The 22,844-nt window shown below is 72.6% G+C and carries 20 protein-coding genes and 2 pseudogenes; 14 read left to right on the forward strand and 8 right to left on the reverse strand.

The window, feature by feature from the left end; translation table 11 throughout:
• Positions 1-37 precede the first annotated feature (37 nt).
• A complete protein-coding gene (locus tag ACZ4WQ_RS22765) occupies positions 38-3,193 on the reverse strand; it encodes an alpha-mannosidase (protein ID WP_398373793.1) in 3,156 nt (1,051 codons plus the stop codon).
• 148 nt (positions 3,194-3,341) lie between these two features.
• On the opposite strand from ACZ4WQ_RS22765, the gene ACZ4WQ_RS22770 reads away from it, so the two are divergent.
• Complete coding sequence (locus ACZ4WQ_RS22770) at positions 3,342-3,824, forward strand: ATP-binding protein (protein WP_311723506.1); 483 nt, start codon at positions 3,342-3,344, stop codon at positions 3,822-3,824.
• Positions 3,825-4,049: 225 nt separating this feature from the next.
• On the opposite strand, the gene ACZ4WQ_RS22775 is transcribed toward ACZ4WQ_RS22770, so the two are convergent.
• Complete coding sequence (locus ACZ4WQ_RS22775; protein WP_311723505.1) at positions 4,050-5,144, reverse strand: DUF2637 domain-containing protein; 1,095 nt, start codon at positions 5,142-5,144, stop codon at positions 4,050-4,052.
• 355 nt (positions 5,145-5,499) lie between these two features.
• Here ACZ4WQ_RS22775 and ACZ4WQ_RS22780 point away from each other — a divergent pair, with 355 nt between their 5' ends.
• Complete coding sequence (locus ACZ4WQ_RS22780) at positions 5,500-6,213, forward strand: GntR family transcriptional regulator (RefSeq protein WP_385341254.1); 714 nt, start codon at positions 5,500-5,502, stop codon at positions 6,211-6,213.
• Positions 6,214-6,364: 151 nt separating this feature from the next.
• On the opposite strand, the gene ACZ4WQ_RS22785 is transcribed toward ACZ4WQ_RS22780, so the two are convergent.
• The gene (locus ACZ4WQ_RS22785) at positions 6,365-7,162 is read right to left on the reverse strand and encodes a hypothetical protein (RefSeq protein WP_311723858.1); all 798 of its coding nucleotides are present in this window, start codon (positions 7,160-7,162) and stop codon (positions 6,365-6,367) included.
• Positions 7,163-7,334: 172 nt separating this feature from the next.
• Entirely contained in the window at positions 7,335-9,071 is a 1,737-nt protein-coding gene (locus ACZ4WQ_RS22790) for a PucR family transcriptional regulator (protein ID WP_398373794.1), read from the reverse strand.
• A gap of 236 nt (positions 9,072-9,307) precedes the next feature.
• On the opposite strand from ACZ4WQ_RS22790, the gene ACZ4WQ_RS22795 reads away from it, so the two are divergent.
• From ACZ4WQ_RS22795 to ACZ4WQ_RS22815, 5 genes are all read left to right on the forward strand, one after another.
• A complete protein-coding gene (locus ACZ4WQ_RS22795) occupies positions 9,308-10,231 on the forward strand; it encodes an FAD binding domain-containing protein (RefSeq protein WP_311723503.1) in 924 nt (307 codons plus the stop codon).
• The gene (locus ACZ4WQ_RS22800) at positions 10,222-10,755 is read left to right on the forward strand and encodes a (2Fe-2S)-binding protein (RefSeq protein ID WP_385341250.1); all 534 of its coding nucleotides are present in this window, start codon (positions 10,222-10,224) and stop codon (positions 10,753-10,755) included. Before ACZ4WQ_RS22795 ends, ACZ4WQ_RS22800 begins: the two co-directional genes overlap by 10 nt.
• A gap of 2 nt (positions 10,756-10,757) precedes the next feature.
• Positions 10,758-13,127, forward strand: a complete 2,370-nt coding sequence (gene pucD / locus ACZ4WQ_RS22805; RefSeq protein ID WP_468022421.1) for a xanthine dehydrogenase subunit D — start codon at positions 10,758-10,760, stop codon at positions 13,125-13,127.
• 12 nt (positions 13,128-13,139) lie between these two features.
• Positions 13,140-14,309 (forward strand): XdhC family protein, encoded by a 1,170-nt coding sequence (locus tag ACZ4WQ_RS22810; protein ID WP_398373795.1) that lies wholly within the window; start codon positions 13,140-13,142, stop codon positions 14,307-14,309.
• A 123-nt stretch (positions 14,310-14,432) separates the two neighbouring features.
• Positions 14,433-16,130, forward strand: a complete 1,698-nt coding sequence (locus ACZ4WQ_RS22815; RefSeq protein WP_398373796.1) for a glycoside hydrolase family 6 protein — start codon at positions 14,433-14,435, stop codon at positions 16,128-16,130.
• Positions 16,131-16,542: 412 nt separating this feature from the next.
• Here the strand turns inward: ACZ4WQ_RS22815 and ACZ4WQ_RS22820 are convergent, their stop codons facing one another.
• Positions 16,543-17,424, reverse strand: coding sequence for a helix-turn-helix transcriptional regulator (locus ACZ4WQ_RS22820; RefSeq protein WP_398373797.1), 882 nt, complete (start codon positions 17,422-17,424; stop codon positions 16,543-16,545).
• 223 nt (positions 17,425-17,647) lie between these two features.
• Here ACZ4WQ_RS22820 and ACZ4WQ_RS22825 point away from each other — a divergent pair, with 223 nt between their 5' ends.
• On the forward strand, positions 17,648-18,628 hold the full coding sequence (locus tag ACZ4WQ_RS22825; RefSeq protein WP_398373798.1) for an aldo/keto reductase: 981 nt from the start codon (positions 17,648-17,650) through the stop codon (positions 18,626-18,628).
• Positions 18,629-18,676: 48 nt separating this feature from the next.
• Positions 18,677-18,937: pseudogene (locus tag ACZ4WQ_RS22830) on the forward strand (response regulator transcription factor); the annotation flags it as partial.
• Positions 18,938-18,971: 34 nt separating this feature from the next.
• Here the strand turns inward: ACZ4WQ_RS22830 and ACZ4WQ_RS22835 are convergent.
• Both ACZ4WQ_RS22835 and ACZ4WQ_RS22840 read right to left on the reverse strand, forming a co-directional pair.
• The gene (locus ACZ4WQ_RS22835) at positions 18,972-19,358 is read right to left on the reverse strand and encodes a tautomerase family protein (RefSeq protein ID WP_311723498.1); all 387 of its coding nucleotides are present in this window, start codon (positions 19,356-19,358) and stop codon (positions 18,972-18,974) included.
• A gap of 112 nt (positions 19,359-19,470) precedes the next feature.
• Positions 19,471-19,896: a hypothetical protein gene (locus ACZ4WQ_RS22840; protein WP_398374027.1), complete on the reverse strand. Its 426-nt coding sequence runs from the start codon at positions 19,894-19,896 to the stop codon at positions 19,471-19,473.
• On the opposite strand from ACZ4WQ_RS22840, the pseudogene ACZ4WQ_RS22845 reads away from it, so the two are divergent.
• The 4 genes and pseudogenes from ACZ4WQ_RS22845 to ACZ4WQ_RS22860 form a co-directional block, all read left to right on the forward strand.
• A pseudogene (locus ACZ4WQ_RS22845) lies at positions 19,861-19,941 on the forward strand (hypothetical protein); the annotation flags it as partial. The gene ACZ4WQ_RS22840 and the pseudogene ACZ4WQ_RS22845 overlap by 36 nt on opposite strands.
• Positions 19,942-19,951: 10 nt before the next feature.
• On the forward strand, positions 19,952-20,131 hold the full coding sequence (locus ACZ4WQ_RS22850; protein WP_311723496.1) for a Scr1 family TA system antitoxin-like transcriptional regulator: 180 nt from the start codon (positions 19,952-19,954) through the stop codon (positions 20,129-20,131).
• Complete coding sequence (locus ACZ4WQ_RS22855; RefSeq protein WP_398373799.1) at positions 20,124-20,333, forward strand: DUF397 domain-containing protein; 210 nt, start codon at positions 20,124-20,126, stop codon at positions 20,331-20,333. The genes ACZ4WQ_RS22850 and ACZ4WQ_RS22855 overlap by 8 nt, the downstream gene beginning before the upstream one ends.
• A 142-nt stretch (positions 20,334-20,475) precedes the next feature.
• Positions 20,476-20,673, forward strand: coding sequence for a hypothetical protein (locus ACZ4WQ_RS22860; RefSeq protein WP_398373800.1), 198 nt, complete (start codon positions 20,476-20,478; stop codon positions 20,671-20,673).
• 6 nt (positions 20,674-20,679) lie between these two features.
• Here the strand turns inward: ACZ4WQ_RS22860 and ACZ4WQ_RS22865 are convergent, their stop codons facing one another.
• Positions 20,680-21,567: a phosphatidylinositol-specific phospholipase C gene (locus tag ACZ4WQ_RS22865; RefSeq protein ID WP_398373801.1), complete on the reverse strand. Its 888-nt coding sequence runs from the start codon at positions 21,565-21,567 to the stop codon at positions 20,680-20,682.
• Positions 21,568-21,737: 170 nt separating this feature from the next.
• On the opposite strand from ACZ4WQ_RS22865, the gene ACZ4WQ_RS22870 reads away from it, so the two are divergent.
• A complete protein-coding gene (locus ACZ4WQ_RS22870; RefSeq protein ID WP_385341233.1) occupies positions 21,738-22,841 on the forward strand; it encodes a winged helix DNA-binding domain-containing protein in 1,104 nt (367 codons plus the stop codon).
• Positions 22,842-22,844: the final 3 nt, after the last annotated feature.

Raw genomic sequence — 22,844 nt, forward strand, 5'->3', positions numbered from 1 at the left:
CCAGGCCGTAACCCCGCCGTCCAGCCTCGCTGCGGGCCTACGCGGGCGTGAGCCTCAGGGTGAGGATCTCGTGCGGCCGCAGGCTCAGGGCCAGCCCGCCCTCGCCGGTGGCCGCCTCGTGCAGCGGCCGCTCCAGCAGGTCCGTCACCTGGGCGCTGATCACCGGGAACCCGGTGGTGAGCGTCGCCGACGCCCGCCCGCCGCGCGACTCGTACAGCCGCACCACCACATCGCCGCTACGGTCCTCCGCCAGCTTGACGGACTCGACGGTGACCGCCGGGTTGTCGACGCCGATCAGCGACGGGAGCGCCGCGCCCGCGGGCAGGGCGCGCGGCGGCAGGTTGAGCGCCAGGCCCTCGGCGACCGCGTCGCCCACCTCGGCGCCGGGCAGCAGCGCATACGCGAAGCGGTGGGCGCCGAGGTCGGTCTCGGGGTCGGGGCTGTGCGGGGCGCGCAGCAGGGTCAGCCGCACCGTCGTGCCCAGCACCGGCCCGCCGTCACCATCGACCGGGTGCTCCGTACGGGTCACATCGTGGCCGTACGTCGAGTCGTTGAGCAGCGCCGCCCCGTAGCCGGGCTCGGCGACCCGCAGCCAGCGGTGGGCGCAGATCTCGAACCGGGCCGCGTCCCAGCTGGTGTTGGTGTGGGTGGCGCGGTCCACATGCCCGAACTGGATCTCGGAGGTGGACACCTTGGCGTGGATGTCCAGCGGGAACGCCGCCTTGAGGACCTTCTCCGACTCCTGCCAGTCCACCTCGGTGGTGATGTCCACCCGGCGGCCGCCGCGGCTGAGGCGGATCTCCTGGGTGATCCGGGAGGCCCCCGAGGCGCCGAAGACGCGCACCACCCGGACCGCGGCGCGCAGCGGCCCGGACTCGACCAGCTCGACGGACTCGGCGTCGGTGAGGTCGGTGTGGACCCGGCGGTAGTGCCGGTCGATGTCCCAGGCGTCCCACTCGTTGGGGTGGTCGGGGTGCAGCTGGAGGAGGTTGGCGCGGGCGCCGGGCGCGATCAGCTCCCGGTCGGCCGTCAGGTCGCGTACGGAGGTCAGCAGCCCGTCGGCGTCGATGACCACGCGCAGCAGATCGTTGTCCAGCACGATGGTGCGCCCGTCGCTCAGCGCACTGACCGGCGCCTCGGACGCGCTCGCCCCCGGCGTGTCGGCCTGCACGGCCGACGCGCCCAGCGCGGGCAGCCGCACCGCCACCGCGGCGCGCCCGTCCTCCAGCGGCTGGACCGGCGTGCCTTCCGGGAGGGCCGCCGCCGTCGGCGCGTCGAGCGTGACGACCTCGCCGCGCTCGTACGGGGAGGCGTTGAACACCACCGGCCCGTCCTGCGCGCCGCCCAGCGCGTCCACCGCCGCCGAGATGATCCCCTCCAGCTCGGTGCGGACCCGCTCATAGGTGTCGCGCGCCTCGCGGTGCACCCAGGCGATCGAGGAGCCCGGCAGGATGTCATGGAACTGGTGCAGCAGCACCGTCTTCCAGATCCGGTCCAGGTCGTCGTACGGATAGGCGTACCCGGGGGAGCGCAGCGCGGCGGCCGTCGCCCACAGCTCCGCCTCCCGCAGCAGATGCTCGCTGCGCCGGTTGCCCTGCTTGGTCTTGGCCTGGGTGGTGTACGTCGCCCGGTGCAGCTCCAGATACAGCTCGCCCGACCACACCGGCGCCTTGGCCCCGTACTCCCGCTCCGCCTCGGCGAAGAACGCCGACGGCCGCTCGATCTCGACCCGCGGCGAGCCCTCGAGCGACTTGAGCCGCCGCGCCTTCTCCATCATCTCGCGGGTGGGGCCGCCACCGCCGTCGCCGTAGCCGAAGGGGACGAGGGAGCGGGTGGCCAGCCCCTTGTCGGCGAAGTTCTTCTCGGCGTGGGCGAGTTCGCTCGCATGGAACTGGGCGTTGTAGGTGTCCACCGGCGGGAAGTGGGTGAACACCCGGGTGCCGTCGATGCCCTCCCACCAGAAGGTGTGGTGCGGCATCTTGTTCGACTGGTTCCAGGACAGCTTCTGGGTGAGGAACCACCGCACCCCCGCGAGCTTCGCCAGCTGCGGGAAGGCGGCCGTGTAGCCGAAGGAGTCCGGCAGCCAGATCTCCTCGGTGTCCACCCCCAGCTCCTCCAGGAAGAACCGCTTGCCGTGCACGATCTGCCGGGCCAGCGCCTCGCCGCCGGGCATGTTGGCGTCCGACTCGACCCACATCGAGCCGACCGGTGCCCAGTTGCCGTCGGCCACGGCCTTCTTGATCCGCTCCCAGATGTGCGGCTGGTGCTCCTTGACCCATGCGTACTGCTGCGCCTGCGAGCAGGCGAAGACCAGCTCCGGGTAGTCGGGCGCGAGCGCGGTGACATTGGCGAAGGTCCGGGACGCCTTGCGGACGGTCTCGCGCAGCGGCCACAGCCACGCCGAGTCGATATGGGCGTGCCCGGTCGCCGACACGCGGTGCGCGCTGGCGTTCGCGGGGCGGCTGAGCGCCTCGGCCAGCGCGGCGCGCCCGGCCGCGGCGGTGCCCGGCACATCGTGGAGGTCCAGCGCGTCCAGCATGTTCTCCAGGGCGCGCAGTATCTCGTGGCGCCGCGCCCGGTCCGCCGGAAGCTCGCGCATCAGCTCCGACAGCACCTCGATGTCCAGCACCAGATGCCAGACCTCCTCGTCCAGCACGGCGAGGTCGGCCGAGGCGAAGCGGTACAGCGGGCGGTCCCCGGCGGTCAGCACATCGCCCAGCAGCGTCGGCTCATAGCCGTCGCGCAGCACGGCCGGGTTGGCGGCCGCCTCCAGCAGCAGCCGCACCGGCTCGCCCCCGGCCGCCGGCGCGGCGACGGGAACATGCCGGTTGCGGGGGTGGATGCCCTTGAGCGGCACCCCCTCCGCGTCGTACACCAGCCCCTCGGCCTGGAAGCCGGGGGCGTCCCCCGTGAAGCCGGGGTCGATGACGGCCTCGACCCGCCGCCCCGCCCACTCCGACGGCACCTCGCCCGCCAGCCGGAACCACCAGGTCGACCACGGCGAGCCCCACTCGGTGCCGGTCTCGAAGGGCTCGTACGACCCCTTCAGCGCGTCGCCCACCGGGACCGGCTCGCCCGGGGTGCGCCACGCGGTCAGCGTGAGCGGGGTGCGCGCCGTGTACTGGGCGGGCCTGATGAACTGGTGCAACGCCCGGTCGAGGCGCCCTTCCACCAGCGGTCGGTCGTCGTGCATGCGCGGCTCTCCTCAAGATCGGCGCGGGTCGGTCCCAGCGGATCATTTCCCTCGGTGTGTGGGGGCCAACACGCGGGAATGCATTCCGTGAGCGTGTTCGACGACATTTCGACGCTGGCTGTCCCCTGGGCGGCCGGGGCGGGGGAGGATGAAGCGTCAGCCTGCACGGCGGGGCGGCACGGCCGGGTGGCCGGAAGCGGGGGCGGTGGCCATCGAGAGCGAGCGGGACCCGGCTTTGAGCAAGCGATTACAGAACGGCGAGCTGTCCCGCGTCGCGGAGGTCCGTGCGGGGCTGCGCGAGCTGCTGCGGCGCTGGGGCGAGCCGAGCAGGAGGGACCTGGCCGAGCTGCTCACCAGCGAGCTGGTCACCAACGCGCTGGTGCACACCGACCGCGGGGCGCACATCACAGCCACGCTCGGCGAAGGTCAGGGCGGGCCGGTCAGCGGCCGATTACGGGTCGAGGTGCGGGATTTCGTCCCGCGGCATCCGACGCTGCGCACCCATGCGGCCGAGGAGGGCACCTCCGGGCGCGGGCTGCTGCTGGTGCACACGCTCGCGGACGCGTGGGGGGTGCGGGCCCACGGCGTGGGGAAGGCGGTCTGGTTCGAGCTCGACGCGCGGTCCGTGTGAGGGGCCGGCGGACCGGAGGCGGGGCATCGGTTCTTCGCGCGGCGGGTGCGGGTGCCGTCCGCGCGGGGGCGGGAGAGGAGACGTGCTCCCCGTCCCGCCCACCCGGCCGAAGGGGCGCGACCCTGTCGAAAGGGAGAGCGCGCGGAGGCCCTGAGGTACGAAGGGCCGAGCACGGTCGACCGTCGACAGGGTCTGCAGCGCCCCGGAGGCGAACCAAGCAGCACGTCAGCCGAAGGCGCGTTCGATCTGCGCGAGCTTCTCTTCCAGGGAGTCGAGCCGCGGCATGGTGAGTGTGTCGTCCTCGGCGGTGAGGTCGATGGTCCGCGGGCGGTCGGCCTCGCGGTCCCCGAATCCGTCACCGCTGCTCGCGGACCGCAGAGCGGGCCGGGAGGAGGGCGCGGACAGCTGTCCCTTGTCCAGCGAGGTACCGAGGGAGTTTTCCGGCGAGTTATCCGATATGGCAGGCTCCGATGTGAGCGCCGGTTGCGAGGAGGAGCCGGTGACCTCCACCTGGCGGCCGCCGCGCCGGCCCCAGGAGCGGTGCTGCCGGTTCAGCGCCCGGATCCGGGCCCGGTCCAGCCTCTCCTGCTCCCGCCGGCGGTGCCGGTTGTGCTCCTTCTCCTTGCGGTCCTCGCGCACCTCCTCGACGGCCTCGTCCAGGGTGCGGACGCCCTCGAGCAGCATCAGCGACCAGGCGGCGAAGGTCTCGCGGGGCGCGCGCAGCCAGCGAACGATACGGATCTGGGGCAGCGGCCTGGGCACCAGGCCCTGCTCGCGGAGTGCCGCGCGGCGGGTCTGCTTGAGCGCGCGGTCGAAGAGGACCGCCGCCGAGAGCGACATGCCGGCGAAGAACTGGGGCGCTCCGGCGTGGCCCATGCCGCGCGGCGCGTGCACCCAGTTGAACCAGGCCGCGGCGCCCGCGAACAGCCACACCAGCAGTCGGGAGCCGAGAGCGGCGTCACCGTGGCTGGCCTCGCGCACCGCGAGCACCGAGCAGAACATCGCGGCGCCGTCGAGCCCGAACGGCACCAGGTACTCCCAGCCGTTCGTCAGGGCGAGGTTCTCCCGCCCGAAGCCCACCAGCCCCTGGAAGGAGAGGGCGGCCGCGACCCCGGCGCAGCAGAACAGAAGCACATACGAGGCCATCCCATAGATGGCCTCCTTGCGGCGGCGCCGCTCCTCGCTCCGCTCCCAGGAGTCGGAGTTCGCCTTGTCTTCCTTGGCGTTACGTCCGCGCGCGAGCACTGTCACCGCTCCCACGACGCCGACGAGCACTACGACGGCCGGGAGGCCCCAGCTCGATATGTCGGTCAGTCTCATCCGGTGTCCCTTGCCTCGCTTCCGTGAAGTTCTGGCCGCAGTACGGCCTACTCGCGCGACATCTTGGCGTAAACCTGGCTTGTCCCGAGCGGGTTCTGGACAAGAGGACGCCAAATCGGCGGGGGGACACGCGGATAGGTGCGATACGGTTCGAACGCTCGCGCTGTGCAAGCGGCTTGCATTCTATTCATGGAATCCGACCGAACGTAAACGTCCTGCTGAGGTTGTGTCAGGACGCTCAATGTGGTCCGTTCCGGTTGGATCCGGTTAGGCTTGCCTTTTATATGACGTCCGAGGGGTTTGCCCTCGTGCGGCCTCCGCATATCGTTTCAAGCGGACGTCAGGAGGAGCCGAGGTGGAGCAGGCCAGTGCCGAAACGGCGGCGGAGCCGCACCCGGATCCCGGTATCCCCGGCCCCGGTGGCCCCGGCGGGCCCGCCTCGCGGAAGCCGCCCCGGCGCCACTCGGTGCGCGGACAGATCCTGGACGCCCTGCGGGACGCGCTGGTCGGGGGCGAGCTCGCCCCCGGCGAGGTCTACTCCGCGCCGGCCCTCGCCGAGCGCTTCGGTGTGTCGGCCACGCCCGTACGGGAGGCCATGCAGCAGCTCGCCGGAGAGGGCGCCGTCGAGGTGGTGCCGAACCGGGGGTTCCGGGTGGCCCGGCGCAGCGCGCGGGAGCTGGCGGAGCTGGCCGAGGTCCGGGCCCTGCTGGAGGTCCCCGTGATGCTCAGCCTGGCCGAGGCGATCGCGCCCGAGCGGTGGGCGGGGCTGCGGCCCTTCGCGGAGGCGACGGCCGCGGCGGCGGCGAAGGGGAGCCGGGCGGCGTATCTGGAGGCGGACCGCACCTTCCACCAGACGGTCCTGAGCCTGGCCGGAAATGAACAGCTGGTCGTGGTGGCCGACGAGCTGCACCGGCGGGCGCAGTGGCCGCTGGTCGGCGGCCAGATCGTGCGCACCGCCGACCTCGTCGCGGACGCGGCCGAGCACATGGCCCTGCTCGACGCCCTGGCCGCGCGGGACCTCGACGCCGTCGAGTCCCTGGTGCGCGACCACTTCAACGGCGGGGCGTGAGTTTCCCCTGCCGCCGCCCCTTCCCTCATCTGGGGCAAGCCCCAGCTCCCGGCCTCACTGACCGTCCGGGGCCCGGGGGCTTGCCCCCCACGCGGCGGAGCCGCACACCGACAGGGGCTGGGAAGGGGCGGGCAGGGAAACAGCCCTCGGCCTACGCCGTCGCGGTCGGGGCCTGTCTTAACTGTTCGGCGAGCCACACCGGCACCCCGCCCAGCAGCCGCACCAAGCGCTCCGCCTCCGTGCGCAGCCGGGTCGCCTCCGGCTCCTCCTCCACCTCGGCCAGCGCCGCGAGCGCCGGGGCGATGCCGATCAGATAGCCCAGCTCCTCCCGGATGCGCAGCGATTCGGCGAAGCCGCGCCGCGCCTCGGCCAGATCGCCCTCCTGCTCCGCCATCGCGGCCAGATGGCGCCAGGTGCACGAGAGCAGCAGCTCGTCGCCGTGGTTCTTGGCCCCGGCGTGTGCGCGCTGGAAGGCGGCCTGGGCGCCGGTGGGGTTCTGCGCGAGGTGCTGGGCGATCAGGCCGCGGCGGAAGTCCAGCAGCGGGCGGGTCGGCGAGCCGGGGCCGAGCAGCGCGGCGGCGCGCCCGAGCGCGGTCCGCGCCTCGTCGGCACGGTCGCGCACCCCCAGCAGGGTGGAGGCGTAGGCGAGATAGCCGCGTTCGCACGCCGTGGCGCCCCGCTCGTCGTCGGTGAGCGCGAGCGCCTCCGCCGCCCGCAGGGCGTCCTCGGCCGCTTCCCACCCCTCGGAGGTGAACATGCAGCGCTCGGTCAGTACGGCGGTCCGCTTGAGCGCGGCCGAGGCGTCGCCCGCCGCGCGCGGTGTGAGCAGGGCCGCGGCGTCGTGCCAACAGCCGCGCGAGCGCAGCCGCCACACCGCCGTGTCCACGGGGTCGTCTACCCGATCCGGGCGGAGACCAGAATCGGAATCCGATGATCCAGGTGGTGACATGGCGGTGTCCGCCACATTGCCCTCCCCAAGCGCGCCATCGAGCCGGAAGCTGTGATCCGAATCTCAGCATGGATGCGCGGGCGCGGCCAAGAGGTCGGTGTGAATGAATTCACAAACAGGCAAGGAAACTGGACATCCCTTGACCAACAGCCGACCCATCAGCCACACCCGGTCAGCTCATCCGCAGCGCCAGGAAGAAGTCCAGCTTGTCCTCGAGGCGCGCCAGATCACGCCCCGTCAGCTGCTCGATCCGCCCCACCCGGTACCGCAGCGTGTTGACGTGCAGATGCAGCCGGGTCGCGCAGCGCGTCCAGGAGCCGTCACAGTCCAGGAACGCCTCCAGGGTGGGGATCAGCTCGGCGCGGTGGCGGCGGTCGTAGTCGTACAGGGGGTCCAGCAGCCGGGCGGTGAAGGCGCGGCGGACGTCGTCGGGGACGAAGGGGAGCAGCAGCACATGCGAGGCGAGCTCCTGGTGGCCCGCCGCGCAGACCCGCCCGGGGCGAGCGGCGGCGACCCGCCGGGCGTGTCGCGCCTCCTCCAGGGCGCCGCGCAGCCCGTCGGCGGAGTGGACGACCGCGCTGACGCCGAGCGTCAGCCGACCGTCGCCGTCCAGCCCGCGGGAGAGCGGCTCCCGGACGGCGGCGAGCAGCGCGTCGGCGTGCAGCCCCGCCTCGAAGCCGTACGCCCCGCCGCCGCTGCCGCCGCCCTCGGCGTCGGCCGCCGGGGCGTCGGGCAGCGCGGGCAGCGGGACCAGCGCGACCGCCTCGTCGCCCGTGTGCGCCACCGCGATCCGGTCCGAGGGCTCGGGCCCGGTCGCCTCCGGGTCGACCAGCACCTCTTCCAGCAGCGACTGGGCCACCGGGCCACCCGGCGCCGTCGCGCCCTCCCACTCCACCTGGGCCACCACCACCTGCCAGTGCGGGGCCGTGGCCAGGCCCGGAAGCAGCACGGGCGCGGCCACCCGCAGCCGGGCGGCGACCTCGGCGGGCGGCGCGCCCGACTGGACCAGCTCCAGCACCTCCTGGGCCAGCCGGCGCCGCACGGTGCGCGAGGCGTCCCTGCGGTCCCGCTCCACCGCGATCAGCTGGGTCACCCCGTGCAGCAGATCCAGCCGCTCCTCGGGCCAGTCGCCCGCGTCCGCCCCGACCACCAGCAGCCAGTCGGAGAGCACGGTCTCCCGGACGTCCCCGGCGCCCGACGGGGCCGGCCCGCCGCTGCGGATGGGGAAGAGGGAGTACGTGACGCCGTCGGCGGTGGTCACCCGGTGCGGGCCGCGGCGCCCCGAGCGCTGGGCGGCCAGATGCTCGCCCGCGAGCCGCGCGCACACCGCGGAGGGCAGCTCGGGCGCGCCCCCGGGGCCGGCCGCCGCGGCGACGGACGGCACCGCGATCCGGCGGCCGGTGGGGGACAGCACCCAGGCGGGCAGGTCGAGATCGGAGCCGAGCAGATCCAGCACGACCTCCGGGCCGCCGCCCGCGGGCCCCGAGGTCATCAGCCGCCGGTGCCGGTCGACGACGGCCGCCAGATCCCCGGCCCGCTCGCCGGACACCCGGCGCACCACGTACTCGGTGATGGACGCGAAGGACACGTCCTCCACCACCGAGAAGAGCGGCAGCCGGTGCCGCGCGCAGGCCAGCACCAGGTCCACGGGCACGGAGCCGAGCTCCGCCTCGCCCGCCGCCAGCCCGGCGACCTGGGCCGCCACCAGGATCCGGACGAACCGCTCGGAGTCCTCCGGCTCCCGCCGCCACGCCAGGCCGGTCAGCACCAGCTCCCCGCCGGACAGATAGCGGCTCGGGTCGCGCAGATCGGTGGTCATCACCCCGCGCACGGTGCGGTCCAGCTCCTCCTCGCCGCCGAGCAGCCGCAGGCCCAGGGCGTCGGTCTCCAGCAGTGCGCGCAGCCGCATGTCGTCGCCAGCCGATCTTCGTGTGTTGCCGGTGGAAGTCCTCGCCGTTTCCGGTGATTACCGCCGAGGTTTCCACTCCCCGTCTTTCGTTCGAATCTACAAGACCACGCCGCTGGCCAGCCAACTGCTTCATGCCTTCGGTGACTGCACCAGGTGGCCCACAGATCGGTCTACTGGCGGTAGGCCGTGTGCAGAGTGATCGGGGGAGACCTCGAAGAGGGGACGAGAGAGCGCCTATGGAATTCCTGCGCCCCGCCAGTTGGGAGGAAGCGCTCGCCGCGAAGGCGGCGCATCCCACGGCCGTGCCCGTCGCGGGCGGGACCGACGTCATGGTGGAGATCAACTTCGACCGCCGCCGCCCCAGCCACCTGCTCGACCTGAACCGGATCGCCGAGCTGTACGAGTGGGAGACCGGCGCGGAGACCGTACGGCTGGGCGCCTCCGTGCCGTACACGCGGATCATCGAGCGGCTGGGGGCCGAGCTGCCGGCGCTGGCGATCGCCGCGCACACCGTCGGCTCGCCGCAGATCCGCAACCGCGGCAGCGTCGGCGGCAACCTCGGCGCCGCCTCGCCCGCGGGCGACGCGCACCCTGCGCTGCTCGCCGCCGGGGCCGAGGTGGAGGTCGCCTCGGTGCGCGGCAGCCGCCTCATCCCGGTCGAGGAGTTCTACACCGGCGTCAAGCGCAACGCCCTGGCGGACGACGAGCTGATCAGGGCGGTCCACATCCGCAGGGCCACCGGGCCGCAGCAGTTCTCCAAGGTCGGCACGCGCAACGCCATGGTCATCGCGGTGTGCGCCTTCGCGATCGCGCTCCACCCGGACACCCGCACGGTGCGGACCGGCATCGGTTCGGCCGCGCCCACCCCGGTACGGGCGCGGGAGGCCGAGGACTTCCTGAACGCCGCGCTCGCCGAGGGCGGCTTCTGGGACGACGGCAGGACCATCCCCCCAGACGCCGCGCTCGCCCGCCGCTTCGCCGAGCTGTGCGCGGCCGCCTGCGACCCCATCGACGATGTGCGCGGCAGCGCGGCGTACCGCCGCCACGCGGTGACCGTCATGGCACGCCGCACGCTCGGCTGGACCTGGCAGGCGTTCCGCGAGGGCGGAGACACGGCTGAGGGCGGCGGCACGACAGAGGGAGGCGCACGGTGCGCGTGACATTCACGGTCAACGGGCGGCCGCGGCAGGCCGACGATGTGTGGGAGGGCGAGTCGCTGCTGTACGTACTGCGCGAGCGGCTGGGCCTCCCGGGCTCCAAGAACGCCTGTGAGCAGGGCGAATGCGGATCCTGCACGGTCCGGCTCGACGGTCTGCCGGTCTGCGCCTGCCTGGTGGCGGCCGGTCAGGCCGAGGGCCGCGAGGTCGTCACGGTCGAGGGTCTCGCGGAGTACGCCGAGGCCAGGAGCCGGCGGGCCACGGGCCCGGAGGCGACGGCGGCCACGCCGCAGCAGCCCCCGCCGGCCCCCGTCCAGCAGGCGTTCATCGAGGCCGGCGCCATCCAGTGCGGCTTCTGCACCCCCGGCCTGCTCGTCGCCGCCGATGAACTGCTGGAGCGCAACCCCGACCCCTCCGACGCCGACATCCGCGAGGCGCTCTCCGGCAATCTCTGCCGCTGCACCGGCTACGAGAAGATCCTCGACGCGGTCCGGCTGGCCGCCGCGCGCACCACGGAGGCGAGGTGACCATGGGCCCCGGCCGCACCACCACCCCCGCCCCCGCCCGGCCGCACCCGGGCGCCACCACCCCGGGCGCCATCGGCGAGTCCACCCCACGCCCCGACGGCACCCTCAAGGTGACCGGCGAGTTCGCGTACGCGTCCGACCTGTGGCACGAGGACATGCTGTGGGGCTGCACCCTCCGCAGCCCGCACGCACACGCCGAGATCCGCTCCATCGACGTCGCCGAGGCGCTGGCCATGCCCGGTGTGCACACCGTCATGACCTACGCCGACCTCCCCGCCGAGACCCACTACGGCCTGGAGATCCGCGACCAGCCCGTGCTCGCCGCCGACCGGGTCCGCTACCACGGCGAGGCCGTCGCGATCGTCGCCGCCGACCACCCCGAGACCGCGCGCCGCGCCGCCGCCCGGATCAAGGTCGAGTACGCCGAGCTGCCGCTGATCACCGATGAGGCCACCGCCACCGCGCCCGGCGCGCCCGTGCTCCACCCCGGCCGCACCGACCGCCACGCCGCACACGCCCCGCACCCCAACATCGTCCACCGCCAGCCCATCAGGCGCGGCGACGTCGCCGACGCCAGGGCCCGCGCCGATGTCGTGGTGCGCCGCGACTACGAGGTCGGCATGCAGGACCAGGCCTTCCTCGGCCCGGAGTCCGGCCTGGCCATGCCCGCCGAGGACGGCGGCGTCGACCTCTACATCGCCACCCAGTGGCTGCATGTCGACCGCGACCAGCTCGCCCCGGTCCTGGGCCTGCCCGCCGACAAGGTCCGGCTGACCCTGTCCGGCGTCGGCGGGGCCTTCGGCGCCCGCGAGGACCTGTCCATGCAGGCCCACGCGTGCCTGCTGGCGCTGCGCACCGGCCGGCCCGTCAAGATCGTCTACAACCGCTACGAGTCGTTCTTCGGCCATGTCCACCGCCACCCCGCCAAGCTCACCTACGAGCACGGGGCGACCCGCGACGGCAGGCTGCTCTACGTCCAGTGCCGCATCGTCCTCGACGGCGGCGCGTACGCCTCCTCCTCCCCGGCGGTCGTCGGCAACGCCGCCTCCCTGTCCATCGGCCCCTACGCGGTGGACAACGTCGACATCGAGGCGCTCGCGCTGTACTCCAACAACCCGCCCTGCGGCGCCATGCGCGGATTCGGCGCCGTACAGGCCTGCTTCGCCTACGAGGCGCAGATGGACGCGGTGGCGGCCGAGCTCGGCCTGGACCCGGTGGAGTTCCGGCAGCGCAACGCCATGGAGCACGGCACCGCCATGCCCACGGGCCAGCGCGTCGACTCCCCGGCCCCGGTCGCCGAACTGCTGCGCCGGGTCAAGGCGCGGCCGATGCCGCCCGGCGGCTTCTCCGACGTACGGGAGCTGCCCGGCGGGCTGTCCAACACCAGCCACGGCGAGGGCGTGGTGCGCGGCGTCGGCTACGCGGTCGGCATCAAGAACGTCGGCTTCTCCGAGGGCTTCGACGACTACTCCACCGCCCGGGTGCGGCTCGAAGTGCTGGGCGGAGAGCCGGTCGCGCTGGTGCACACCGCCATGGCCGAGGTCGGCCAGGGCGGGGTGACCGTGCACACCCAGATCGCCCGCACCGAGCTCGGCGTCGCGCGGGTCGTGCTCCACCCGGCCGACACCCAGGTCGGCTCGGCGGGCTCCACCTCCGCCTCCCGCCAGACGTATATGACCGGCGGCGCGATCAAGCACACCTGCGAGGCGGTGCGCGAGGAGGTGTTCCGGCGCGGCCGCGAGCGGTTCGGGGCCGACCACCCCGGCTGGGCGGGCGCGGAGCTGCGGCTGGCGGGCGGCAAGGTGGTCACCGGGGCGGGCGAGGTCCTCGCCGACCTGGCCGAGATCCTCGGCGGGGACGCGATCGACATCGAGAAGGAGTTCCGGCACCGCCCGACCGAGCCGTTCCACCCGCGGACCGGGCAGGGCTTCGGACACGTCCAGTACTCCTTCTGCGCCCACCGGGCCGTCGTCGACGTCGACACCGAACTCGGCCTGGTCAAGGTCGTCGAACTCGCGGCCGCCCAGGACGTCGGCAAGGCGCTCAACCCGCTGTCCGTCGTCGGCCAGATCCAGGGCGGCACGACCCAGGGGCTCGGGCTCGCGGTCATGGAGGAGATCGTGGTGTCGGACGGCGCCCGGGTGCGCAACCCGTCCTTCACCGACTATCTGATCCCCACCATCCTCGACACGCCGAGCATCCCGGTGGACGTCCTCGAACTGGCCGACGACCACGCGCCGTACGGGCTGCGCGGGGTCGGCGAGGCCCCCACCCTGTCCTCCACCCCGGCCGTCGTCGCCGCCATCCGGGCGGCGACGGGCCTGCGGCTGGGACGCGTCCCCGTCCGCCCGGAACATCTGACCGGCACGTAGGAGCTGAGCACCATGCTGGACATCGCTGCCGAGCTGCGCCGCTGGTGCGAGGAGGGGCGTGACTTCGCCGTCGCCACGGTCGTGTCCGTCGGCGGCAGCGCGCCCCGGCAGCCCGGCGCGGCGCTGGCCGTCGACGCCGCGGGGACGGCGGTCGGCAGCGTGTCCGGCGGGTGCGTGGAGGGCGCGGTCTACGACCTGTGCCGGGACGCGCTGCGCACCGGGCAGGCCGTACGGGAGAGCTTCGGCTACTCCGACGAGGACGCCTTCAGCGTGGGCCTGACCTGCGGCGGGACCATCGAGATCCTGGTCACCCCGGTGCCGGCGGCCGACACCCGGCTGCGCCCGGTCCTCGCCGCCGCCCTGTCCGCCGCCGCCGACGGCCGCCCGGTGGCGCTCGTACGGGTCGCCGACGGGCCGCCGGAGCTGCTGGGGCGCGCGCTGCTGGTGCGCCCCGACGGCTCGTACGAGGGGAGCCTCGACCGCACGGCCCTCGACCGCACGGCCCTCGACCGCACGGCGGCCGGTGAGGCGCGGGCGCTGCTGGAGGCCGGGCGCACCGCCACCGTCGGGGCCGGCGCGGCCGGCGGCCGCTGCGGCGAGCCGGTCACGCTGCTCGTCGAGTCCGCCGTGGCGCCGCCCCGAATGATCGTCTTCGGCGCGGTCGACTTCGCGGGCGCGCTGGCGCGGATCGGCAAGTTCCTCGGCTACCACGTGACGGTGTGCGACGCCCGGCCCGTCTTCGCGACCGCCCGCCGCTTCCCGGAGGCGGACGAGGTCGTCGTCGACTGGCCGCACCGCTATCTGGACGCCACCGAGGTCGACGCCCGCACGGTCCTGTGCGTGCTCACCCACGACGCCAAGTTCGATGTGCCGCTGCTGGAGCGGGCGCTGCGGCTGCCCGTCGGGTACGTCGGGGCGATGGGCTCGCGCCGTACCCATGAGGACCGGCTGCGGCGGCTGCGCGACGCCGGGCTCGGCGAACTGGAGCTGGCGCGGCTGCGCTCCCCGATCGGCCTGGATCTCGGCGCCCGGACGCCCGAGGAGACGGCCCTGTCCATCGCGAGCGAGATCGTCGCCGCCCGGCGGGGCGGCGGCGGCCTGCCCCTGACGGGCGCGCACACCCCCATCCACCACGACCTTTCGGCGCCCGTGGACATGGGCCGGATCGATTCGGTCGCCTGACGGAGCCCCACTCATTGGTGGGGGAGCGGTTCGGCCACCCGGCGGAGCTACGCGTTGCGGGGTCCCGATTTCTGATTGAGCCTCAGAAATCGACCCCGAAATCGCCGCTTGAGGAGTGCGCACGTGCGTAAAAGACGGACGATCCCCGCCAAGCCGATGGCCGTTCTGGCCGCCATCGCGCTGCCCCTGTCCAGCGCCGCAGCCGTGTACGCGGCCGCGCCGGGGGAGCCTTCCAGGGCCAGGGCCCTGCACCGGCTGTACACCCCGCCGGGCGCGACGGACTCATACCGTCAGGTGACCCGGCTGGTGAGATACGGCGAACCCGACGCGGCCGCCGGGGTCCTCGCGATGGTCCGCACCCCGCACGCGATCTGGTTCGGGGACGAGACCCCGGAGGAGGTCGAGCGGCTGGTCCGCACGACCACCTGGAGCGCCACCCGGCGGGGCCGGGTACCCGTGCTCGCGCTCTACAACACCCCCGGCCGCGACTGCGGAAGCTACTCGGCGGGCGGAGCACGGAACACCGCCGAGTACCAGGAGTGGATCGACGCCGTCGCCCGGGGCATCGGCCGCCGCCGGGCGCTGATCGTCCTCGAGCCCGACTCGCTCGCCCTGCTGCCGTCCGACTGCGGCCCGGAGCGGGGTGCGGCCGACGCGCGGGACGAGGACCTCGGCGAGGAGTTCGGCGAGGAGATCGCGGCGGAGCCGGACGGCGGCGCCCCCGAGAGCGGTGCCGGATCCGACGACGATGCCTTCGACAGCCGGCTGTTCGGCGCCGGGGCCGAAGTGCTCGGCGGCGCGCTCGCGGGCATCGAAGCGCAGGCCGAGGCGCAGGCCCACGCGCGGGTCGCGGGGCAGGCGGCGGGGCACCTCGCGGCGCAGGTCAGGCCCCGGGCCGGGGCGCCGGGCGACATCGACCCGGTCACGGACCTGCCCGAGGAGGAGCCCACCGCCGCACCCACCGAGCCCGTCGCGCCCACGACCACGCCCCCCGGGCAACCCGCCGGCGAGCCGGCCGACGGCACCGCGGCCAACCCCACCGAGACCCCCACCAGCAACCCCACCAGCAACCCCAGCGACCAACAACCCACCGGCAACGCCACGGCCCCCGCCACCAACACCCCCAGGAAGCCCCCCGTCCTCACCCCCGCCGAGCGCAGGCTCCGCACCGCCGCCCGCTACCACGAGATCGACTACGCGGTGCGCACCCTGGAACCGCTCCCCGGCACCAAGGTCTACCTGGACGCCGGCCACCCGGCCTGGCACTCCGTCAACAACATCGTGTCCCGGCTGCTGCACGGCGGCGTGGACCACGCCACCGGCTTCTCCATCAACGTCTCCCACTACCAGACCGACGAGGACAACGTCTGGTACGGCCGGCTCATCTCCTCCTGCCTCGCCTATGTGGCCGACGGCGGCGACCAGGCGGACTGCCCGAACCAGCGCTGGCCGCGGCTGAACGCCGAGCGGTGGCTGGAGCTCAACGCGCTCCTCGATCCCGACGAGATGAAGCACTTCATCACCGACACCAGCCGCAACGGCCGCGGCCCGTGGCTGCCCAGGGCCGGCAGCCACGCCGACCCCCAGTCCTGGTGCAACCCTCCCGGCCGGGGCCTGGGCGCCCGCCCCACCACCAAGACGGGCGACCCGCTGCACGACGCCGCGCTGTGGGTGAAGACCCCCGGCGAGTCGGACGGCCAGTGCCTGCGCGGCACGGCGGGGCCGCAGGACCCGGAGCGCGGGTCGGTCGACCCGGAGGCGGGCAACTGGTTCCCCGAGCAGGCCCTGGAACTGGTCCGCAACGCCCAACCCTCCCTGTGACGAAACGTCAGGCGATTGCCAGTACCCCCGGTACGGTCACTCCGGCCGGGGGTCCGAGCGGAAGCGGCGGACCGCGACGACCGCCCCCGCGGCGCCCCAGAGGAGCAGCACGACGAGGCCTCGCCACGCCAAACCGGGAGCCGGGTGGTCGGCCGCTCGACGGTGATCCCGTCGAGAGATACGCCGCGCCCAAGCGCCCAGCCCGTCAGCCGGTACAGCGCCTCGGTCGGCATCCCAGTCTCCACGGTGACCAGGCAGCCGTCGCCCGGCGCGGTGGCGGCGACCGGCAGATCGGCCGCCGCGGACCCCTCCGGCAGGGCGAAGCGGATCCGCGCGCGGGCGGTGTCGCGGCCCCGAGGGACGAGGGGCCCCCTCGGCCACCACCCGGCCGTCGGCGATCACCGCCACCCGGTCACTGCTGATCTCGCCGGGCGTGAGCGGGTCGGCCGGTGGGGGACGTGCCGGTCCAGCTGGCCAGGATGTTGAGGGCTTCAGCAGTGGGTGAGGCTGGTTCTGGGGTGTAGATGACGAGAGTCTGCTCGGGGTCGTCTTCGACGGCCAGGACGACGTAGTCGAGGGTGAGGTCGCCGACGAGCGGGTGGTGCAGGCGTTTGGCACCGGTGGCGTGGGCGAGGACGTCGTGGTCGGCCCACAGCCGGCGGAAGGTGTCGCTGTGCAGGGACAGCTCGTCGATCAGTTCGGTGAGCTGTGGGTCGTCCGCGTGCCGTCCGGCGTACAGGCGCAGGGTGGCGACGCAGTCGGCGGCCACCCGTTCCCAGTCCGTGTACAGCGTGCGGGCGGCTGCGTCCAGGAAGACGAAGCGTGCGGCGTTGCGGTCGCGGTGGGGCCGGGCTTGGAAGTCGGTGATCAGGGCGTAGCCGAGCCGGTTGGCCGCCAGGATGTCCATGCGCCGCCCCTGGACGATCGCGGGGACGCTCAGGGCGTCCAGGGTGCGGTAGAGGGCGGGGCGGACCTTCTGCGGGGCGAGCGACCGCTTACGGCGGGTCCGGCCGGTGGTGGGCTGGGCCAGGTCGAAGAGGTGGGCGCGTTCGGCGTCGTCCAGTTGCAGCGCGCGGGCGACGGCCTCCCAGACGGCTTCCGAGACACCCCGGGTGCGGCCCCGTTCCAGGCGGATGTAGTAGTCGACGCTGACTCCGGCCAGCTGGGCGACTTCCTCGCGGCGCAGTCCCGGAACCCGGCGGGCGCCCTGGTCAGGGGTGAGGCCGGCCTTTTCGGGGGTGATCCGGGCCCTGCGTGTACGCAGGAACTCGCGGATCTCACTGCTGCGGTCCATGCATCCACCGTACGGCGGACGCCCTGCCGCTCAGCCCGCGAAGGAGGTACCGGCAGACCCCCGGTGGAGCGGTACCCCGTACGGGGGTCCTAGCGGGGCTGTCGGGTGGTTGCCTGGACAGCGGGCCCACTGAGCTGACTGATCACGGAAATCGCAGGGTCACCCCTCTCTCGGGGTCATGACCCCGACCAGGCCTGACGGCCGCCACGACAAGGAGTATGTGATGAAGCACGTATCGCTGGGTGGGCTGGATGTCTCTCGCATCGGCCTCGGCGCCATGACCATGGCAGGCACCTACACGACGGGCGGGGGACTCGATGACGCCGAGTCGATCCGCACCATCCACCGTGCGCTGGACCTCGGAGTCACGCACATCGACACCGCCGAGATCTATGGCCCCTTCCACAGCGAGGAGATTGTCGGCAAGGCCATCAAGGGCCGGCGTGACGATGTTGTCGTGGCGACGAAGTTCGGCCTGGTCTCCCACTCCGGTGGCGGTCCCGGTGTTATGGACAGCAGTGCCGGCAACGTGAAGGCCGCTGTCGAGGGCTCGCTCAAGCGGCTCGGCACCGACCACATCGACCTCTACTACCAGCACCGCGTCGACCCGAACACTCCCATCGAGGAGACCGTCGGCGCTCTGGCCGATCTGGTCGCCGAGGGCAAGGTGCGGTACATCGGGCTGTCCGAGGCCGGCCCCGCGACGATCCGCCGTGCGCACGCCGTGCATCCGGTGGCAGCGTTGCAGACGGAATACTCTCTGTGGACCCGCGACGTCGAGGCCGGGATTCTCCCGCTGCTGCGCGAGCTCGGTATCGGCTTCGTTCCCTACTCGCCGCTGGGGCACGGCCTTCTGACCGGGCAGATCCGCTCTGTCGACGACTTCGCCGATGACGACTGGCGCAAGACCAACCCGCGTTTCACCGGTGAGAACTTTCAGCGCAACCTGCGCATCGTCGACGAAGTGCAGGCCATCGGCGCCGAGATCGGAGCAACGCCGGCGCAGACCGCGCTGGCGTGGCTGCTGACCCGCGGCGACGACATCGCCCCCATCCCCGGAACCCGGCGGGTCTCGCGCGTCGAGGAGAACACTGCCGCCGACGGCATCGAACTCAGCGCCGTTCAGCTCGACCGTTTGAACAACCTCACCCCGGCCTCGGGCGAGCGCCACGACGAGGCGAACATGGCCAGCATCGACCGCTGACCGCGGTTGCCGGCGTCGGCGAGTGGCGGATCATGCCCACGGACCTGGCCCGACCATGCCCGGCGGTTGATCGCGGCCTCCTCCGACGGCCGCTCGGCGCGCGACCGCGCTCAGCGGCTGGTCGGGTCGCTGACCGAGCGGGAGGTCGAGGTGCTGGCCGGCCTCGGCGAGGGACTGTCGAACGCACAGATCGGCGCGCGGCTGTACCTCTCGGAGGCCACGATCAAGGGCTATGTGTCGCGGCTGCTGAACAAGCTGGGCTCGGTGAACCGCACCCAGGCCGGGCTGATCGCCCACGACGCGGGCCTCGTTGGCTCTTGGGTCCCGTCGTCGGACGGCTCGCCTATGGCGAGACCACAACGCCACCGATGCCGCTGCGGCCGGCCACTGTGCCCACCAACTCGACGCTCACACCGGAGCGGACGCGTTCGCCGAACACGGCGACGACCGCGTCGGTGACTCCGGATATCAGCCGGGACACGATCTCCTCCGCGTCCGGTCGGCTGAACGCGGCCTCCTTGATGCCGAACGTCACACTCGGCGACGGCGCCTGCGCCGGCTTGCCACCGATGCCCCACCGGCTCGGCGGCAGACCGATCAGGTGCACGACCACGATGTCTCGTGCCCAGTCCCCGTACACGGCGACGACCGCGTCGGTCAGGGCTTCGATCAAGTCGGTCTCCCGACCGACGAGATCACTTTCGAGGACGTTGACGGTCAAATGCGGCATGGCAGCCCCCAGGTGATTGCTTTGAAAGCAAATACATTTGCAAGCAAAGCTAATGGGTGCGGTTGACGCACGTCAACATCCCGGCCCGTTCGCGCGGTCCGTCAGGGACCCGTCAGCCGGCGGGCTGCTCCCGCACCCACATCAATCGCGCGGAAATGTGTGGCGGGTGGGCGAACCTCCGCACCCCGCGCTCCGGTGACCGCACGTTCATTCGGACGCGTCCCTCCACGTCGATGATCTCGGCGTGATCGTCGAGTGCCATGCCCCACGCAGCGATTCCGTCTTCCTCCTTGCCGTAGACCTGTACGACGGCGAACAGTCGTGGGGCGGAGTCGTCGACCAGCTCGCGCCGGCCGAACTGCGCAAGGGGCTTGAGAAGCTGCGGCAGGAGGCGCCGCGGCGAACGCCGCAGTGGGCGACATACGGGCTGCCGGACTGGGCGCGGCCGTTGGTGGGCTTCGAGCAGGACGCGGTCGTGATCCAGACCTTCGAGCCCGTACTCATTCCCGGCCTCTTGCAAACCGAGGAGTACGCCCATGCCATTCATACGGCCGGGAGGAACAAGGTCGCCCCGGAGTTCATCGAAAAGTGGGTTGCCGCGAGGATGCGGCGGTCCGCTGGGCGGTTACATCGTCAGCGACGAGGGCGATGTGGCCACGATGGTCAAGATGTTCGACGATCTGCGTCAGTTGGCCCTCTCGGAGGCAGACTCGGCCGAACTGCTGGCCGCCAACCTGAAGAAGCACCGCAGAAGGGCCACCACACATGCCTGACCCCTCCATAGCGCCGTGGCGCAAGTCCAGCTTCAGCGATGCGGGAGGCAACTGCGTCGAAGTCGCCCCGCAGGCGGACGGCACGATCGCCGTCCGCAACGGCAAGGACCCTGAAGCGGGCACGGTCTTCTTCACGCGTGCGGAGATGGACGCCTGGCTCAGGGGCGTCAAAGCGGGCGAGTTCGACGACCTTGTGAGCTAAGGCTCTGTCCGGTGGGCGCTTGCGGCGCCTGGCCCATCGGTCAGGAGACGGCCAATTGCGCGCTGTTATCGCCCAACGCACTTCCATATGCTGCTGGCTGTCCTGTCTGCCCGTTTCGGGAGGTACCGTGCGGCCCCACACGATGTACTGCTACACCTGCGACGCTGACGAACAGCATCGCCCCCTCACCGCCGCGGAGAAGGTCTGGCTCAAGAATGAAAAGGACCTCAGGAACGTCGAAGCGTTCTTCGTGTGCACGAAACCGAACTGCCGCAACCTGCGCACCGGCTTCAACAAACACCCCTTCGACCCTGTCGTCCGTCTCCCTCAGCCCGACTGAACCCTGTCAGGCAGCCGGATTGTGCCGGATGAGGGTGTCGACGAGGCCGGAGACGGTGTTCGGGAAGTCCATCGGCACCACCCCGAGCCCGGTCCACCCGGCCGCCTCGGAGCTCTCCAGGAAGCTCTTGACCTGCGGGTTCAGTCGGTCCGCGTTGGAGCGGGGCGGGAGCAGGGCGGCGGTGGAGACATAGTTGACGAAGAGCTTGCCGGGCTGGGCGGCGGCCTTGCGGAACTGGGCCTGGATCTTCGGCCACTTGCCGAATGGCTCCGCCATGTAGTCGTCCTGGATATCGAAGAGCGCCGCGTCGGCGTACCGCACTCCCGGCATGTTGTCGGAGTCGGCGAGCAGGACGACCCTGCCGCGTGCCTGGCCCAGCGACGGGAGCGTGGCGTCCAGGCGGAACAGCGAGCGCCAGCCCTTCCCGTCGAGGTAGGTGTCGAAGATACGGCGGAACTCCGCGGCGCTCTCCTCCGAGTACTCCTGCTTGACCCGCATCAGCACGGTCTCCGACGGGTGCGCGCTCAGGAAGTCCCGGCAGGCGCCGAGGACGTCGTCGAAGTTGAGGTGCTGGTAGAACGCGCCGTGGTGGATGGGGAAGGCGCCCTCGAAGGCGCGGCAGCGGATGTCCAGGAAGCGTATGCCGCTGTTCAGCTGATCGCCGATGATGGTGTTCTGGCACTCCGTCCAGGGGCCGCCGTAGCGGGCGCCGGAGTCGTGGGTGCCCGGCAGTGTCAGCCGCTGGACGGGGGTGGCGTCGGCGATGCCGGACAGCCAGTCCGTGGCCGCCAGCGGCCGTGGTGCGGCGGTCGCCGTGGCCGTACCGCCCATGGCCGATACCAGTCCCGCGGCGGATACCGCGGCCGCGCCCCTCAGGAACCCTCGCCGGTCCATACGCAATCTCCCGTCGCCGTCGCTCACCTGTGCGTGCCATGTGTGCCGGACGGCATCGAAGCACAAGTCGGCTTGGGAAAACCCCAGTTGTGCCCTTCCCGGAACAGAACGAGAAGGAAGAAGGCCGGACGAGGACAGAAACTGTCCGCAAGGGTTCGTAGCGTAAGGGCATGACGAACGACGTGCTCGGTCCTCGCGCCCTCAACCGGGCCCTGCTGGAGCGCCAACTGCTGCTGAACCGGTCGGGGTCCCTCACCGCCCTCGAGGTGATCGAGCGGCTTGTCGGCATGCAGTCCCAGGCGCCCAACGCCCCGTACATCGGCCTGTGGACGCGCCTGGACGGCTTTGCCTTCGAGGAGCTGGCGCGCCTGACGCGGGAGCGGGAGGTGGTGCGGATGGTGCTGATGCGCGGCACCGTGCACCTGGTCTCCGCGGCCGACGCGCTGCGGCTGCGGCCGCTCATCCAGCCGATGCTGGACAGGCATTTCTTCGCGCGCCGACTGCCCGGCGTGGCGCGGGACGAACTGGTGGCGGCCGGGCGGAAGTCGCTCGGGCCGCGCGCCCTGAGCCCGGCCGAGCTGCGCGCCGAGCTCGGCCCCCGATGGCCGGGCGCGGACCCCGGTGCGCTGGTCGACGCGGTGCGTCTGTGCGCGCCGCTGGTGCAGGTGCCGCCGCGCGGGCTGTGGGGCAAGAGCGGCGGGCCCCGGTACGCGACCGTCGAGGACTGGCTGGGGCGGCCGATGGAGACCGAACCCTCCCTGGACGAGGTGGTGCTGCGCTATCTCACGGCCTTCGGGCCCGCGACCGTGGCGGACATCCAGAAGTGGTGCGGGCTGACCGGGCTGCGTGAGGTGGTCGAGCGGCTGGGGCCCGCCCTGCGGAGGTACCGGGACGAGAGCGGGCGCGAGCTCTACGACCCGGCGGGTGCGTCGCTGCCGGACCCCGGCACGCCCGTCCCCGCCCGCTTCGTCGCCGAATTCGACAACCTGCTGCTCTCGCACGCCGACCGCGCCCGCATCCTCGCCGACGAGTACCGGCGGCCGGTGATGGGTGACAACGGCATCGTGCGCGGCACGATTCTGGTGGACGGCTTCGTCGCCGGGATCTGGAAAATCGAGCGCGCCCGTGGCGTGGCGGCGCTGCGCGTGACGCCGTTCGTACGGCTCGGCGCCGCCGATCGGGAGGCTCTGGAGGCCGAGGGCGCGCGGCTGCTGGCGGTGACCGACGCGGCGGCGGGGGAGCGGGACGTGCGGTTCGAGCCGGTGGTGGGGTGATCA

Source organism: Streptomyces sp. NPDC028305, assembly GCF_055569495.1.

Coding starts and splice junctions, on each gene's coding strand:
- ACZ4WQ_RS22765 (WP_398373793.1), bottom strand. CDS start 3,193: ATGCACGACGACCGACCGCTGGTGGAAGGGCGCCTCGACCGGGCGTTG.
- ACZ4WQ_RS22770 (WP_311723506.1), top strand. CDS start 3,342: ATGAAGCGTCAGCCTGCACGGCGGGGCGGCACGGCCGGGTGGCCGGAA.
- ACZ4WQ_RS22775 (WP_311723505.1), bottom strand. CDS start 5,144: ATGAGACTGACCGACATATCGAGCTGGGGCCTCCCGGCCGTCGTAGTG.
- ACZ4WQ_RS22785 (WP_311723858.1), bottom strand. CDS start 7,162: ATGTCACCACCTGGATCATCGGATTCCGATTCTGGTCTCCGCCCGGAT.
- ACZ4WQ_RS22790 (WP_398373794.1), bottom strand. CDS start 9,071: ATGCGGCTGCGCGCACTGCTGGAGACCGACGCCCTGGGCCTGCGGCTG.
- ACZ4WQ_RS22795 (WP_311723503.1), top strand. CDS start 9,308: ATGGAATTCCTGCGCCCCGCCAGTTGGGAGGAAGCGCTCGCCGCGAAG.
- pucD (WP_468022421.1), top strand. CDS start 10,758: ATGGGCCCCGGCCGCACCACCACCCCCGCCCCCGCCCGGCCGCACCCG.
- ACZ4WQ_RS22810 (WP_398373795.1), top strand. CDS start 13,140: ATGCTGGACATCGCTGCCGAGCTGCGCCGCTGGTGCGAGGAGGGGCGT.
- ACZ4WQ_RS22820 (WP_398373797.1), bottom strand. CDS start 17,424: ATGGACCGCAGCAGTGAGATCCGCGAGTTCCTGCGTACACGCAGGGCC.
- ACZ4WQ_RS22825 (WP_398373798.1), top strand. CDS start 17,648: ATGAAGCACGTATCGCTGGGTGGGCTGGATGTCTCTCGCATCGGCCTC.
- ACZ4WQ_RS22835 (WP_311723498.1), bottom strand. CDS start 19,358: ATGCCGCATTTGACCGTCAACGTCCTCGAAAGTGATCTCGTCGGTCGG.
- ACZ4WQ_RS22840 (WP_398374027.1), bottom strand. CDS start 19,896: ATGGGCGTACTCCTCGGTTTGCAAGAGGCCGGGAATGAGTACGGGCTC.
- ACZ4WQ_RS22855 (WP_398373799.1), top strand. CDS start 20,124: ATGCCTGACCCCTCCATAGCGCCGTGGCGCAAGTCCAGCTTCAGCGAT.
- ACZ4WQ_RS22860 (WP_398373800.1), top strand. CDS start 20,476: ATGTACTGCTACACCTGCGACGCTGACGAACAGCATCGCCCCCTCACC.
- ACZ4WQ_RS22865 (WP_398373801.1), bottom strand. CDS start 21,567: ATGGACCGGCGAGGGTTCCTGAGGGGCGCGGCCGCGGTATCCGCCGCG.
- ACZ4WQ_RS22870 (WP_385341233.1), top strand. CDS start 21,738: ATGACGAACGACGTGCTCGGTCCTCGCGCCCTCAACCGGGCCCTGCTG.